14 protein-coding genes are annotated in these 14,644 nt (G+C 72.7%); 5 read left to right on the forward strand and 9 right to left on the reverse strand.

The genetic code is table 11. From position 1 onward, the window contains the following. Positions 1–3: 3 nt before the first annotated feature. From ACFKCF_RS23675 to ACFKCF_RS23685, 3 genes are all read right to left on the reverse strand, one after another. Positions 4–1,200, reverse strand: coding sequence for a M24 family metallopeptidase (locus ACFKCF_RS23675; RefSeq protein WP_394496714.1), 1,197 nt, complete (start codon positions 1,198–1,200; stop codon positions 4–6). Positions 1,201–1,279: 79 nt separating this feature from the next. After that, entirely contained in the window at positions 1,280–2,854 is a 1,575-nt protein-coding gene (locus tag ACFKCF_RS23680) for a penicillin-binding transpeptidase domain-containing protein (RefSeq protein WP_394496716.1), read from the reverse strand. A 57-nt stretch (positions 2,855–2,911) separates the two neighbouring features. After that, positions 2,912–3,523 carry a lysophospholipid acyltransferase family protein gene (locus ACFKCF_RS23685; protein ID WP_394496913.1) on the reverse strand — a complete coding sequence of 204 codons (612 nt, stop codon included), beginning with the start codon at positions 3,521–3,523 and terminating at the stop codon, positions 2,912–2,914. A 791-nt stretch (positions 3,524–4,314) separates the two neighbouring features. Here ACFKCF_RS23685 and ACFKCF_RS23690 point away from each other — a divergent pair. Then, positions 4,315–6,006, forward strand: coding sequence for a TROVE domain-containing protein (locus ACFKCF_RS23690; RefSeq protein WP_394496717.1), 1,692 nt, complete (start codon positions 4,315–4,317; stop codon positions 6,004–6,006). Positions 6,007–6,036: 30 nt separating this feature from the next. Here the strand turns inward: ACFKCF_RS23690 and ACFKCF_RS23695 are convergent, their stop codons facing one another. The 3 genes from ACFKCF_RS23695 to ACFKCF_RS23705 are packed head-to-tail and all read right to left on the reverse strand — an operon-like array spanning position 6,037 to position 8,504. Then, positions 6,037–6,633 (reverse strand): NUDIX hydrolase, encoded by a 597-nt coding sequence (locus tag ACFKCF_RS23695; protein ID WP_394496719.1) that lies wholly within the window; start codon positions 6,631–6,633, stop codon positions 6,037–6,039. Between the two features lie 48 nt (positions 6,634–6,681). After that, entirely contained in the window at positions 6,682–7,854 is a 1,173-nt protein-coding gene (locus ACFKCF_RS23700) for a sensor histidine kinase (RefSeq protein ID WP_394496720.1), read from the reverse strand. Further along, positions 7,851–8,504 (reverse strand): response regulator transcription factor, encoded by a 654-nt coding sequence (locus tag ACFKCF_RS23705; RefSeq protein ID WP_394496722.1) that lies wholly within the window; start codon positions 8,502–8,504, stop codon positions 7,851–7,853. The genes ACFKCF_RS23700 and ACFKCF_RS23705 overlap by 4 nt, the downstream gene beginning before the upstream one ends. Positions 8,505–8,656: 152 nt before the next feature. Between ACFKCF_RS23705 and ACFKCF_RS23710 the strand changes: the two genes are divergently transcribed. The 4 genes from ACFKCF_RS23710 to ACFKCF_RS23725 are packed head-to-tail and all read left to right on the forward strand — an operon-like array spanning position 8,657 to position 12,166. Further along, positions 8,657–9,193: a hypothetical protein gene (locus ACFKCF_RS23710; RefSeq protein ID WP_394496723.1), complete on the forward strand. Its 537-nt coding sequence runs from the start codon at positions 8,657–8,659 to the stop codon at positions 9,191–9,193. After that, positions 9,190–10,248, forward strand: a complete 1,059-nt coding sequence (locus tag ACFKCF_RS23715; protein ID WP_394496725.1) for a peptidoglycan-binding protein — start codon at positions 9,190–9,192, stop codon at positions 10,246–10,248. The genes ACFKCF_RS23710 and ACFKCF_RS23715 overlap by 4 nt, the downstream gene beginning before the upstream one ends. Further along, positions 10,245–10,967 (forward strand): ABC transporter ATP-binding protein, encoded by a 723-nt coding sequence (locus ACFKCF_RS23720; RefSeq protein ID WP_394496727.1) that lies wholly within the window; start codon positions 10,245–10,247, stop codon positions 10,965–10,967. Before ACFKCF_RS23715 ends, ACFKCF_RS23720 begins: the two co-directional genes overlap by 4 nt. Further along, positions 10,964–12,166 (forward strand): ABC transporter permease, encoded by a 1,203-nt coding sequence (locus ACFKCF_RS23725; RefSeq protein WP_394496729.1) that lies wholly within the window; start codon positions 10,964–10,966, stop codon positions 12,164–12,166. The genes ACFKCF_RS23720 and ACFKCF_RS23725 overlap by 4 nt, the downstream gene beginning before the upstream one ends. A gap of 7 nt (positions 12,167–12,173) precedes the next feature. Here the strand turns inward: ACFKCF_RS23725 and ACFKCF_RS23730 are convergent, their stop codons facing one another. The 3 genes from ACFKCF_RS23730 to ACFKCF_RS23740 all read right to left on the reverse strand — a co-directional run bounded on the left by ACFKCF_RS23730 (position 12,174) and on the right by ACFKCF_RS23740 (position 14,587). Beyond that, on the reverse strand, positions 12,174–13,031 hold the full coding sequence (locus tag ACFKCF_RS23730) for an alpha/beta fold hydrolase (RefSeq protein WP_394496731.1): 858 nt from the start codon (positions 13,029–13,031) through the stop codon (positions 12,174–12,176). A gap of 175 nt (positions 13,032–13,206) precedes the next feature. Further along, the gene (locus ACFKCF_RS23735) at positions 13,207–13,854 is read right to left on the reverse strand and encodes a PadR family transcriptional regulator (RefSeq protein ID WP_394496732.1); all 648 of its coding nucleotides are present in this window, start codon (positions 13,852–13,854) and stop codon (positions 13,207–13,209) included. A 427-nt stretch (positions 13,855–14,281) separates the two neighbouring features. After that, a complete protein-coding gene (locus tag ACFKCF_RS23740; protein ID WP_394496734.1) occupies positions 14,282–14,587 on the reverse strand; it encodes a hypothetical protein in 306 nt (101 codons plus the stop codon). Between the last annotated feature and the right edge of the window lie 57 nt (positions 14,588–14,644).

The raw sequence follows: 14,644 nt of genomic DNA on the forward strand, positions 1-14,644 counted from the left end.
CGCTCAAGTGTCCCGGGTGATGACTTCGGGGCCGGAGTCGGTGACGATGACGTCCTCCTCGTGGCTGGCGCCCCCGACGGAGTGCATCGCGATCCTGCGCTCCAGCGCCAGGCACATCCCCGCCTCGATCAGGCCGTCCGCGTCCGGCCCGCCCTCCGTGATCCACGGCGGCTCCAGCGACAGGCCGAGCCCGTGGCCCCAGAGGCCGTCCGTCTCCGACCAGGGCAGTCCGTGATGGACGGCGAACGACGACCGTTCGAACACCTCCTGGCACCGCCGCGCCACCTGGCCGAAGCGCCGGCCGGGCCGCAGCAGCTCGATCCCCGCCAGGACGCTCTCCCGCACCGCCTCCAGCAGCCGCCGCTGCTCCGTGGTCGGCTCGCCGCCGACGACCCAGGTGCGGGCCAGGTCGAACAGGTAGCCGCGCACGGAGCCGTACAGGTCGATCCTGATCAGGTCGCCCTCGGCCAGCCGCCGGTCGGCGGAGTAGGGCGTCGGGCCCGAGGCGGCGAAGGTGTAGGACTCGGCGCCGGAGGAGATGCCCATGCCGGAGTAGGCGCCGCCCGCCCGGACGATCTCGGCGATCGCGGCCGTCGCCACGTCGGCCTCGGTGACGCCCGGCACGGCGGCGTCCCGGGCGGCGGACACCGCGCGCACCCCGAGCGCCCCCGCGGCGCGCAGCAGGTCGAGCTCGGCGGGGCTCTTGATCCGGCGCGCCTCCCAGGCCAGGTCGTCGGCGCACACCAGCTCGTGCCCCGGCAGCACCGAACGCAGCCGGCACCACCACGGCGCGGCCATCGCCTCGTAGCCGATCAGGGCGACCCGGCCCGGCCGGATCGTATCCCTGATCTCCTCGGCCAGGGCGTCCACGAGATCGGGCGTCACATGGACCCGCGCCGCGGGCCGGGGCTCCTGGAGGTCCCGCGAGTTGGTCAGCAGGACGGCGGTGGGCTCGCCGAGTGGCGGGTCGTCCACGGGCAGGACCGCGGCCGCGTGGCCCCGCGCCCGCCAGTGGCCGGGGAAGTCGGGGATGAACGGCTGGTGCTGGTAGAAGCCCGTCAGGTAGTAGACGTCGGCGTAATGGTCCTGCGCCGAACCGCCTCTCGACCAGGCCACCACCCCGCGGAACCCCGCCCGCGCGGCCAGCCGCCGCATGGACGCCTGCCGCTGCGCGTACTCCTTGCCACCGATCCCCAGCACAACCGGCTTCTGCCCAGGTCAGCGACCGGTTCACCTCACCGCGGCCGTTCCAAGCCCTCCGGGTCAGAGCCCCTTGGGGTCAGAGTCCCTTGAGGAACGCCGCCGCCACCGGCGCCGCGACCTTGCCGCCCGCGCCGCCGCCCTCCACGACCACCGCGAACGCCACGTCCCCCTTGAAGCCCATGAACCAGGCGTGGGTGTCGAGGTCGTCGCCGGTGCCGAACTCGGCCGTGCCGGTCTTGCCGTGAGTGCCGGCGGGCAGGCCGGCCGACTTGGCCGTGCCCTTGGACACCACGGCCGCCATCATCGAGTGCAGCTGCTCCTTGACCCCGTCGGGCAGCGGGTGCTCGGTGGCCTTCTGCTTCAACGAGGGCACCAGCGTCGGTGGCCGCCACGTGCCGTCCGCGATGGCGGCGGCCACCGAGGCCATCGTCAGCGGGCTGGCCGTGATCCTGGCCTGCCCGAACGACTCCGCGGCCAGCTCGGCGTCGGACTGGGCCCGGGGAAAGCTGGCCTTGGCGGCCGGGACCCCGATGTTGAGGGGCTGGTTGAAGCCCACGTCCTCGGCCGTCTTCAGCAGCTTGTCGGCGCCCAGCTTCTGCTCGGCCAGCGGCGCGAACGTCGTGTTGCACGAGTGGGCGAACGAGTCGAGGAACGACAGCGACCCGAACGCCTCCTTGTCGGAGTTGCGGACCTTCAGCCCGCCGATGGTCGCGTACATCGGGCAGGTCACCGTGTCCGACGGCGACATCCCGGCCGCCAGCAGGCCGATCGCGGTGACCGCCTTGAACGTCGAGCCGGGCGGGTAGCGGCCGTCCAGCGCCCGGTTGAAGCCGCCCTGGTTGTTGACCACGGCCAGGATCTCGCCCGTGGACGGCTTGATCGCCACCATCGACGTGGGCTTCTTCATGTCCTTGACCGCGCCCACCGCCGCGGCCTGCGCGCGCTGGTCGAGCGTGGTCTGGACGGGCTCGCCGTCGCTGCCCTCGATGGTCTCCAGCGTCTTGCCGCCGAGCTGGATCTCGGTGGCGGGCGTGCCGGCCAGCCGCTTCTGGAACGTCTCCTGCAGCCCGCCGCGCCCGATCGCCTGGCCGAGCTTGTAGGAGGAGCCCAGCTTGGCCACGTCCTTCTTGCCGGCCTTGTCGAGGTAGCCGACGAGCTGCTGCACCGACCCGCCGACCGTGCCCGTGTCGATCCGGTCTCCCTGGGCGTCGGTGATCTCGGCGCGGTCGGGCCAGCGCGTCTTGAGCTTGAACTCCGCCCCGGCGGTCATCGACGGGTACAGGGCGGTGGGCTTCCAGTCGACCTTCCAGGTGCGGTCGGCCACCATGAGGTCGATCTGGCCCTGGTAGGACCACTTGCCGATGTTCTTGAGGGTCAGGGTGGCGGTGTAGGGGGCGCGGGCCCGGTCGCCGGTCTCGGTGATCTTGCCGAGCTTGATGTCCGTCGACTCGACGGCGAGTGCGTTGCGTTGCTGGTCGTACGCGTTGAGCTGCTGTGGTTTGGCCAGCTCCGCCCCCATGGCGGTCCAGTTGCCGGCCTGCCATGCGGCGGTGAAGCGCTGCGCCGTCTCGGCGGGCGTTCCCCTGGTGTGCAGCAGGTAGTACGCGCCGCCGGCCGCGGCCCCCACCGCGAGCACGGTGGCGCCGGACACGATCGCGATGGTACGACCACGCGCCACGCTAAATCCCCCTGATCCTCGACGACATTGTCACGACACGCCGTTGGCCGCCTTGTAGCTGGCGGCGTAGGTCGGCACGTATTCCTGCCCGGACAGCTTCTGGATGGCCGCCATGATCTCGTCGGTCACCCGCCGCCGGTCGCGGGCCTTGGTGTGGTCGCCCTCGAACCGCATGGGCTCGCCGATGGCGATGCCGATCCGCGCGGGCCTGGGCACCTTGGAGCCGACCGGCAGCACCTTCTCGGTGCCGCTCAGCGCCACCGGCAGGACCGGGGCGCCCGTCTTGAGCGTCAGCCAGGCCACGCCGACCTTGCCGCGGTAGAGGCGGCCGTCGGGGGAGCGGGTGCCCTCCGGGTGGATGCCGAACAGCTCGCCGCGCTCCAGCAGCTCCGCGGCGGAGTCGAGCATGCTCTGGGCGGCGTGCGCGCTCTCCCTGTCGATCGGCAGGCTGCCGCCGAGCCGCATGAAGAAGCCGGAGACCGGGTTGCCGTCGAAGTACTCGTTCTTGGCGGTGAAGGTCACGTGCCGCGGCAGCAGTGCGGGCAGCAGGAACGAGTCGAGGATCGACAGGTGGTTGGCGGCCAGGATCGCGGGCCCGCTCCTGGGCACGTTCGCCGCGCCCGAGATGTGCGGCCGGCACATCGCGTGCGTCAGCGGCGCGGCGGCGAACTTGACCACTTCGTACAGCAACGAGCTCTCCTGATCATCGGGCCGGTCGGCCACCCCACCATAAAGCAGGCGCCCCGCCGGTGGGCGGGACGCCTGGAAAAGTCGTTGAGGCCGATGTGGCGGTCGCCTCCTCGGCGAGATGCACAACACGGCTCCAGCCGAACGGTATTCCGTGAAGGCGGTAATTTGCGGCCCGGGGGACACAGACCACATCGGCAACTTGAGTTAAGCACACGGTCCGGCCATGGGGGTAATCGTGCCCCCCTCATGGGCGACACGTGACCTGCGCCAGGCGATCTTCGACGTCCCCGGGAGGGGGCCCCGATCACTCACGGTGACGAGGGCCCCGCCGACGTGATCGAGAAAATGATTTGAGCTCCCATTGGCATTCCGTGTTGAATTCAGAATGTCAGTGAGGCTCGGTGAGGGCACGGGTCGAAGTTCGTCGGTTACCACTTTTAATGGGGAGTCGCAGGTTCGAGTCCTGCCCGGGGCCAACGCTCCGGTAGCTCAGTCGGCAGAGCGCCAACGCCGGTGGACGCCCCCATATCCGTGCCCTCTCCCAGCCTCGGGGGCGGGTCGAAGCAGGCCGGTTATCGCTTCGGGTGCCGGAAGCGCGGGGTTCGATTCCCTGCCGCGCGGGTGCGCCCGCGCGTCGCGTAGTGGCAGCGCGCCGTAAAAAGCCGGTCGGCATTTCCACATCCGCCCCCATTTTTTTCTGTATATCCGCCGTTCGGGCGGGTCGAGACATACGAGGTGAAACCATGCCGGGAAACCGTGACCCCCTCGCCGGCGTTTCCGCGTTCGCCACGCCGCAGACCCGGCCGCTGCCCGGCCGCGCCGACCAGGTGCGCAACGCGGCGGGCGGCTTCGTCTTCGACAAGGACCTGTGGCAGCGCGTCGAGGACTTCCTGATCCTCGGCACCACGGGCGGCACCTACTACGTGTCGCAGGAGCAGCTGACCGCCGGCAACGCCGCCGCGCTGTTCGAGGCGATCGCCGAGGACGGCCCGCGCGTCGTCGAGCTGCTCACCGCCATCTCGACCGCGCGCCCGCCGCGCGCTCCCAAGCAGCGCCCGGCGCTGTTCGCGCTGGCCGCCGCCTACGCCCGCGGCGACGTGGCCACCCGGCAGGCCGCCAAGCTCGCCCTGCCCAAGGTGGCCCGCACGACCGATCATCTCGCATCCTTCTTCGGCTACTACAAGAACCTCGGCGGCAAGCCGACCGCCCGCGGCACCGCGCCGGTCACCGGCCGGTCGCTGCGCACGGCGCTCGCCTCCTGGTTCTCCACCGGCAGCCCCGACGACGTCGCGTTCAAGGTGTGCAAGGCGCGCCAGCGCAGGACGCCGCAGGGCGAGACGTTCGACCTGCGCGACGTGCTGCGCATCGCCCACCCCAAGGCGGACGGCCCGCAGCGGGCGCGGCTGTTCGGCTGGATCGCCGGCAACGTCTCCGACGAGCAGGCGCGCGAGGCGCTGGAGTCGGTGGACCGGTTCCTGACCGCCAAGGCCGTCACCACGGCCCGCGAGGCGGTCCGGGTGGTGACCGAGCGCAGGGTGCCGTGGGAGTTCCTGCCGGACGCCGTGCTGAGGCATCCGAAGGTGTGGGACGCGCTGGTCGACACGATCGGCATGACCGCGCTGCTGCGCAACCTGGCCCGCATGACCCGGATCGGCACGCTCACCCCCAAGGGCGAGGCCACCCGGCGCGCGGTCGCCCGGCTCACCGACCGTGACGCGCTGCTGCGGGCGCGCATCCACCCGATGGACGCGTTCCTGGCGCTGCGCGTGTACGGCTCGGGCCGCGCCCAGCCGGACCCGCGCGCCGACGCGCACAGGTGGGCGCCGGTCCCGGCGATCCGGGACGCGCTGGAGGAGACGTACGAGCTGGCGTTCGGCGCCGTCGAGCCCACAGGCCGGCGGCTGCTGGTCGCGGTCGACTCCTCCGGGTCGATGTCGGGCGGCTGGCGCGGCGGCTGGCACGGCGGCGACGTCGTGGTCGGCGGTTCGACGATCGGCTCGCCGTACGAGGTGGGCTGCGCGATGGCCGTCATGCTGGCCCGCATCGAGAAGGGGAACGTGCACGTCATCGACGTCGACACCGACGTCCACGCCTCGAAGGTGACCCCGCGCACCAACCTGCGCGAGATCGGCTCCTGGCGGCCGTCCGGCGGCGGCACCGACCTTTCGCTGCCGTTCCGCTGGGCGCGCGAGCAGCGGATGGCGGTGGACGGCATCGTGGTGTTCACCGACAACGAGACGTGGGCGGGGCGCGCCCACCCGTCGCAGGAGCTCGACGCCTACCGGCGCACCGTGGCCGCGGACGCGCGCGTGGTCGTCGCGGCGATGACCGCCGTGGGCTACTCGATCGGCGACCCCGCCGACGAGGGCGTGCTGAACGTGGCGGGGCTGGACGCGTCACTGCCGCTGATCGTCAACGGCTTCGTCCGCGCGTAGGACGAGCCGGACCTGACCGGGCGCGCCCGGTCAGGTCCTCGTCCAGCGCGGCTGCTTCACGTCGAAGACCCGCTGCTCGCGGCCGCGCAGCGCCACCTCGGCGAACTGCCACAGGATCGCCCCCGTCGGCGCGTGCACCACGATGGACGGCCCCAGCGGCATCTGCAGCAGCTTCCCGCGCCAGCGCGGCACCCCCGGCGCCAGGAACCACTCCAGCGGCACGTCATGCACCGAGGCCACCTCGCGCGGGTCGGCCACCGGCTGCTGGACGCCGCCGAACGCCACCACCGGCGTGATCACGAAGCCGGAGTCGGTGACGAAGTCGTCGAGCATCCCGGCGACCTCGACCCCGGTGACGCCCGTCTCCTCGGCGAGCTCGCGCAGCGCCGCGTCCACGGTGCGTTCTCCGTCGTCCAGGCGCCCGCCGGGCAGCGCCCACTGGCCCGGGTTGCGCCCGCGGGCGGCCCGCTTGATGAGGATCGTGTACGGGACCCGCTCGGCGTCCTCCAGGACGCACACGGTGACGGCGGCCCTGCGCACCCCGCCGGTGGGCGGGACCTGCCGGCGGTCGAAGGCGGCCAGGTGGGACCTGATCTGCTCCTGCAGCACGTCGATTGGCGACAGCACCCTTCAAGGATGTCACGCGGGTCCGGACGGCGACGCCGGGGCCGGGTCTCACGACAGGCCGTGCGGCAGCCGTACGGTGACGCTCAGCCCGCCTTCCGGCCGGGCGGCCGCGGTGACCTGGCCGCCGTGCGCGCGCACGATGGCCCGTACGATCGACAGCCCCAGCCCCGCGCCCTTGAACGAGCGCACCCGGTCGCCGTGGAGCCGGCTGAACGGCTCGAACAGGTCGTCCACCTCGTACGGCGGCACCGCCGGCCCGGTGTTGCGCACCGTGACCACCGCGTCGTCGCCCTGCCGCCGCAGCGCCAGCCAGATCTCGCCGTCGCGCACGTTGTGCTTGATCGCGTTCTCCAGCAGGTTGAACACGCACCGCTCCAGGAACAGCGGATCCCCTTCGGCCAGCACCGGCCGCAGGTCCTGGTGGAGCGTGACGGGCCGCCTGCGCGACTGCAGGTCGATCTGCTCCAGCGCGGTGCGCACCACCTGCTCCAGGTCCACCGGCTTGCGCACGGTGAGCTCCTGCTCCGACTGCGCGAGCAGCAGCAGGCCCTCGATGAGCCGCTCGTAACGGGCGTTGGTGCCGAGCAGCGCCCTGGCCAGCGCCTTGAGGTCCTCCGACGCGGCCGGCTCCTCCAGCGACACCTCCAGCACCGTCCGGTTGATCGCCAGCGGCGTGCGCAGCTCGTGCGAGGCGTTGGCGATGAAGCGCCGCTGCGCGTCGAACACCCGGTGCAGCCGTTCCAGCATCGCGTCGAACGTGTCCGCCAGCCGCCTGACCTCATCGGGCGGCCCCCGCAAACCGATGCGCTCGTGCAGGGTGCTCTCCGACAGCCGCTGCGCCGCCTCGGTCACCTGGTCGAGCGGGCGCAGCGCCCGGTCGGCCACCACGTAGCCGAGCACGAGCGCGACCACGCCGACCAGGATCATCACGAGCATGGACCAGCGCACCATCTCGCTGAGCACGTTGCCGGCCCGGTTCTCGATGTCGCCCAGGAACACGACGTCCCCGGGCATCGGGCGCGGCGCGACGATGTCCGCGGGCGGGTCCTGGAGTTTCCTGAACCCGGTGACGAACTGCTGGTTCAGCGCCTGGCCGGTGATGAGGTAGGTGAGCCAGAGCAGGATCGACCCGGCCACGAAGAACAGGCCGCCGTACAGCAGCGTGAGCCGCAGCCGCAACCGCCTGCTGCTCCACCACGACCGTCCCCGGTCGACGATCAAAGCCGGTACCCCTTGCCGGGCACGTTCAGGATCGCCGACGGCACGCCGAGCTTCTTGCGCAACGACGTGATCGTGACGCGCAGCGCACCCGTGCCCCGGTCGGCGTGCTCGTCCCAGACACTCCTGCGCAGCTCACCGGAGGTGACCAGCTCGCCGGCCGCGCCGAGCAGCACGCGCAGCACGTCGAACTCCTTGCGGTTCAGCGACACCGGCCGCCCGTCCCTGGTGACCGTGCGGCGGGACGGGTCGAGCGCGATGCCGTCACGTTCGAGCGGGGGCGCCGCGGCGCGGGACGAGCGGCGGGCCAGCGCCCGCACCCGGGCCACCAGCTCGGCGAACGCGAACGGCTTGACCAGGTAGTCGTCCGCGCCCAGCGTCAGCCCGTCGATCTTGTCGCGGATCTGCCCCGCCGCGGTCAGCATGAGCACCCGGCCGCCCCCGCCGCCCTCGCGCAGCCGCCGGCACACGTCGTCGCCGTGCACCTCGGGCAGGTCCCGGTCGAGCACCACCACGTCGTAGTCCACGAACGCGGCCCGCTCCAGGGCGTCCTGCCCGTCGTAGGCCACGTCGACGGCGATCGCCTGCAGCCGGAGCCCGCGCGCGACCGCGTCCGCCAGCCGTTCCTCGTCCTCGACGACAAGCACCCGCATCGCCGGCCCCTTTCCTCTGGCACCCGAGCGTGACGGATCACGTGTTAGGGCCGGATAAGCGCGCCGGGCGGGCTTATCCGGTTCTAGCACCCCATGGGCTGGAGTGAGGCCGCGCCCCGGGCGAAGGACCCGGGCGCGGAGGAGCGAACGTCATGAACGTACGACTGTTGCTGGTCGCCGTCCCCCTCACGCTGGCGCTGGCCGCGTGCGGTGGCACGGCGCCCAAGGACGACGGCGTGGCCAGCGCCGGCGACGGCACCTCGTCCCCCGGACCCACGGCCTCCCCGTCGGCCTCGATGGACCCGGAGGAGGCCCAGCTGAAGTTCGCGCAGTGCATGCGCGAGCACGGCATCGACGTGCCCGACCCGCAGAACGGACAGATCCGGGTAGAGGTCCCCAAGAGCGTGAGCCGCGACAAGGTGGACAAGGCCCAGAAGGCCTGCCAGCCCATCATGGACGCCGTCGTCCGCGACCACGCGCCCAGCCGGCAGGACTACGACCAGATGGTCAAGTTCGCGCAGTGCATGCGCCGGCAGGGCGTCGACGTGCCCGACCCCAAGCCCGGTGAGGGCCTGCGCGTCGAGCTCCGGAACGGTTCGCAGCAGAAGATCGAGGCCGCGCACAAGGCCTGCGAGCAGTACGCGCCCGGCGACGGCAAGGACAAGAGGACCTCAGGGGAAGCGCCATGAGGAAGGGGATCCTGCTGAGCGGCGGCACCGTCCTGGCCGTCGCCGCGACGTGGACCGCCGTGGCCGTCATGAACGACGGCGTCCCCCGCGCCGGCACGCCCGCCAGGCCCCCGGTGCCCGCCACCGCGGACATCACCCGGCAGGACCTGATGGAGACCAAGACCGTGGACGGCGCCCTCACCTACGCGGGGGAGCGGCAGATCGCCTCGGGCGCCTCCGGCACCGTGACGTGGGTGGCCGCCCAGGGCGCGGTGGTCCGCCGCGGCCGCCCGCTGCTCAAGGTGGACCGCAGGCCGGTCGTGCTCATGTACGGCAGGCTGCCGCTGTACCGGACCCTGCGGCCGGGGGTGTCCGACGGGCCGGACGTCGAGCAGCTGGAGCGCAACCTCAAGGCGCTCGGGTACGGCGACTACCTCACCGTGGACGACCACTTCAGCTACGCGACCGAGCAGGCGGTCAAGGACTGGCAGGACGACAGAGGGCTGCGGGAGAGCGGGCGGGTGGACGCGGCCCAGGTCGTGTTCCAGCCCGCCGCCGTACGCGTGACCGACGCCAAGGCCGAGGTCGGCGCCAGGACCGCGCCGGGACAGCAGGCGCTCACGGTGAGCGGTATCCGCCGCCTGGTGCACGTTGACCTGGACACCGGAGACCAGTCGCTGGCCCGCAAGGGTGCCAAGGTCACGGTGACGCTCCCCGGCGGCGAGCGGGCCGGCGGCCGGATCACGTCGGTCGGGACGGTCGCGGAGTCCTCCGGGTCCGAACGGGACGCGACCACCACCATCGACGTGGACATCACCCTCGCCAGGCCGCCGAGGACGAAGCTGGACCAGGCGCCCGTCGAGGTGGAGATGGCCGGCGCGCGGCACGCGAGCGTGCTGGCGGTGCCCGTCGAAGCGCTGCTGGCGCTGCGCGAGGGCGGCTTCGGGGTCGAGGTGGTGGAGGGCGCGGCCAGCCGGATCGTGGCGGTCGAGACCGGGGCGTTCGGCGGCGGCCTGGTCGAGATCAAGGGCAAGGGGCTGGCCGAGGGCATGAAGGTCGGGGTGCCGGTCCAGTGAACGGCCACCACATCGTCGAGCTGCGCGGGGTGACCAAGACCTACGCCGGGGACGTGCACGCCCTGCGCGGCGTGGACCTGGCCATCGCCCGGGGCGACCTGCTGGCCATCGTCGGCCCGTCGGGATCGGGCAAGTCCACGATGCTCCACATGATCGGCACCCTCGACCGCCCCACCTCGGGCACCGTACTCGTCGCCGGCCACGACGTCGCGGCCCTGTCGGACCGGGAGCTGTCCGGGCTGCGCTCGCGCACCCTGGGGTTCGTCTTCCAGCAGTTCCACCTCTCGCCCGGCGTCAGCGCGCTCGACAACGTGGCCGACGGCCTGCTCTACACCGGCACCGTCCGCCGCGTCCGCCGCGAACGCGCCGCCGCCGCGCTGGAACGGGTCGGGCTCGGCCACCGGCTCCGGCACCGGCCGTCGGAACTGTCCGGCGGCGAGCAGCAGCGGGTGGCCGTCGCCCGGGCCGTGGCGGGCGACCCGCCGCTGCTCCTGGCCGACGAGCCGACGGGCAACCTCGACTCCCATGCGGGCGCCGACGTGCTGGCCGTCCTGGCGGACCTGCACGAGGCCGGCACCACGGTCGCCGTCATCACCCACGACGCCGAGATCGCCGGCTGGTGCTCCCGCCAGGTACGCCTGCGCGACGGGCTCGTCGTCGACGGCCACGAGCACGACCACCTGAGCCCCGTAGAGCTGCTGAGAGGAGCCGGGCGTTGACCGACCACCACCACCGGCCCGCGCCCGGCCGGCTCGGCCCCGCGGACGTGCTCCGCGTCGGGGCCGCCGGGCTGCGCGCCCGGCCGACGAGGGTCATCCTGTCGGCCCTCGGCATCGCCATCGGCATCGCGACGATGATCGCCGTGATCGGGATCTCGTCCTCCTCCCGGGAGCAGCTTCTGCGACAGCTCGACAAGCTCGGCACCAACCTGCTCACGGTGACTGCGGGGCAGACCATGTTCGGGGAGGAGGCCAAGCTGCCGGCCGGGGCGCCGGCCATGGTGCGGCGCATCCGCCCGGTCCGGACGGCCGCGGCCACCGGCGGCGTGGAGGCCACCGTACGCCGCAACAACCACATCCCCGAAGCCGTCACCGGCGGCATCGCCGTCCAGGCGGCCGGCACCACTCTCCTGGCCACCTTGGAGGGCTCGGTGACCAAGGGCACCTGGCTCAACGACGCCACCGCCCGCCAGCCGGCCGTCGTGCTGGGCGCGCAGGCCGCCGAGCGGCTCGGGCTGGCCAGGACCGGCGTACAGGTGTGGATGGGCGGCCGCTGGTTCACGGTCATCGGGATCCTCGGGCCGATGCCGCTGGCTCCGGAGATCGAACGCTCGGCCCTGGTCGGCTTCCCCGCGGCGCGGGAGCTGCTGGGCTTCGACGGCTACCCCACCACCATCTACGAGCGCTCCTCGGACGAGGCGGTGGAGTCGGTGCGGCAGGTGCTGCCCCGCACCGTCAACCCCGAGAACCCGGAGGAGGTCACCGTCAGCAGGCCGTCGGACGCCCTGGCGGCCAAGGCCGCCGCCGCGGGCGCCTTCACCAACCTGCTGCTCGGGCTCGGCGCGGTGGCCCTGCTCGTGGGCGGGGTCGGGGTGGCCAACACCATGGTCATCTCCGTGCTGGAGCGGCGCAAGGAGATCGGCCTGCGCCGCTCGCTCGGGGCCACCCGCGGTCAGGTACGCATCCAGTTCCTCGCGGAGTCGCTGTTGCTGTCCATCCTGGGCGGGGTGGCCGGCGCGGTCCTGGGCGCCCTGGCGACCACGGGTTACGCCCTGTCGCGGGGCTGGCCGCCGGTGGTCCCGCCGTGGGCGCTGGCCGGGGCGGTCGGGGCGACCCTTCTGATCGGGACGCTCGCCGGGCTCTACCCCGCCATGCGGGCCGCCCGCCTGTCGCCCACGGTCGCCCTGGCCACCACCTGAGGGTCCGCTATGAGAGGAAACTCCGGATCTCGGCCGCGACCTGCTCGGGGCGTCCGCGCTGGTCGGCGTTGCAGGTGGCGCTGTGGTCGAGGCCCCGCAGGTCCACGCGCCGGACATGGGGCAGGACGCGCTCCAGCCCGGCGAGCACGGACTTCAGGTGGGCGGGGCTCCGGGTGCCGCCGAGCAGGAGCACCTCCGCGCCGATCGACCGGTAGACGTCCAGGCCGCCGGCCGTCTCCGCCACCACCTGCCCGTCGTAGTGCAGCGTCGGGGCCAGCTCCCGGAACGTCGGCTCCCCGTCGACCGCCGCCTTGTCCTGACTTTTCAGCATCATGGCCGTGAGCAGCTCCAGGACCGCCCGCGGCATGACGTTGAAGGCGGGCGGCCCCAGCCGCGCCGCCCTCATCCCGGTGACCAGCGCCGCAGGGATCCGCCCGGTCGCGAGCTCCCGGTCGAAGCGCTCCAGCCAGCCGGCCGGGTAGAAGCCGTCGATGTCCAGGGGCGGCTCGAAGATGACGGCCTTGCGCAGTCCGGGCCGCGCGAGCGCGGCGCGCAGTGTGACGATGGCGCCCGAGCTCACGCCGATGACACGGTCGGCCCCGGTCGCGGTGAGCAGCGCGTCGAGGTCCTCGACCTCGCGGTCGAGGCAGTAGTCCGGGCCGTACGGGCCGCTGCGGCCCCGGCCGCGGCGGTCGGGCACGTAGCACGTGAACTCGTCGGCGAGGGCCCGGGCCAGCTCGATGTTGCTGTGGCCGCTCTGCATGACCCCGTGCAGGAGCACCAGCCCGGGGCCGTGGCCGAGCCGGCGGTAGCTGATCGTGGTGCCGTCCTTCGACGTCACGGCGTCGAGAGTGGTCGTGGTCATCATGACTCCCCATGGTTCGGTCGGCGAAGGGGAGCCCGGCTATTGTTGCGAGTGCCATCTCGTGTCCGGGGTCCCGCTTCGCGGGTATTTCGGTACGAAGATCTCCCGGCGGCGGTGTTCCCGCACCGCCGCCGGTCGTGCGATCGGCCACCGGGCTCTTCGCCGGTCGCCGGGGTCAATCCGCCGTGCTGCCCCTCTCCGCGATGTCCGCCACCTCGGGGGGCAGCTCGCCGGTCCGGTGGAAGGCCCGCCATCCGTCCAGGCCGGGGAAGGTGCCGGAGGTCAGCTCGGCCAGCAGCGCACGCACCCAGCCGGCCTCGGCCTCCCGCATCGCCAGCGCGTACTCGGACTCGAGGAGGAACAGCCTGGGCACCTCCTCCCGATCCCGCTCCAGCGCCCGGCGCGCGTCCTGGAGCTGCTGCTCCAGGAGCTCCAGGCGCTGCCGCAGCAGCGGCGCCACCTCGTCCGGGCCGAGCCCGGCCAGCACCGACAGCCCCGCCTCGAACGCCGACGGCTCCCGTACGGGCGTGGACAGCAACTCGCGCGTCCAGTCGTCGGCCTCCTCCCGGCCGGCCCCGGTGACGCGGTAAACGGTCCGCTCGGGGCGGGCGCCCTGCCTGCCGCTCTCCACGGCCTCGATCAGGCCGTGCTTCTCCAGGTTGCGGACGACGGTGTAGAGGGATCCCCACTTGATCGGCATGTCCTGGTCCTTGCCGCGCGCCCGTAGCACGGAGGCCATCTCGTACGGGTGCATCGGCCGCTCCCCGGCCACCGTCAGCACGGCCAGAGCCAGCTGGTTCGCGACCCTGCGCCGCTTCGCCATCCCGCTCATCTCCTCGTGGACGAATACTCGTCTACGAGCATACGTCCACGAGTATCCACCCCGCAATGGCGAACTTGCGCTTCACGAGCGGGTGGCTGGTCGCGCCATGGGAATCCCAGCCGGACGCCACGCTCCGGCGGCGCGGCAAGAGGGGCGGCTCGCTGTGCGCCGCGCGTCCGTGCGATCGGGCGCGTCCGCGCGTGGGTCGCCGGGCGCGGTGCCTCGGTGGTGCGGCGCGTCGAGAGGAGGCCCGCTGCGCGAGGCGCGTCCTGCGATCGGCGGCGGCGCCGGGCGATCCGGCCGGGCGGGAGGCTCACCGGTGGACGGCGAGCGGGCGCGGCCCGGTCGGGAAGCGAGGTGGAGGAGGAAAGGCGGCGCCGCCCCGGGAGGGGTCACGCCGGACGGGTGACGCCCGGGGCGGCTCGGGTCAGGACATGCCACTCACGAGGATCACGCCGAGGGCGATGCCGATGATCATCCCGACGCCGGCGGCGACGGCGGCCCACTTGCCCAGCGGCTCGCCCCTCGTGTGGCCGACGATGCCCAGCACGATGCCGGCCAGGCCGAACAGGATCGGGATGAACAGCACGGCCACCACCGCGCAGACGAACCCGATGATCGACAGGACCTGGTTGCTCGGCGGCTGCTTGTAAGGAGGCGGCGGATACGGCGGCGGCTGCGACCACTGGGTGTTGGGATCGTCGCCCTGGGGCGGGTCCTGCGAAGAGGTCACTTGCGGGCTCCTCTCGAGACGTGAACAACATCACACACCGAAGGGCCCAGTCCTGTC

The organism is Nonomuraea sp. JJY05, assembly GCF_043496855.1.
GTDB lineage: Bacteria > Actinomycetota > Actinomycetes > Streptosporangiales > Streptosporangiaceae > Nonomuraea.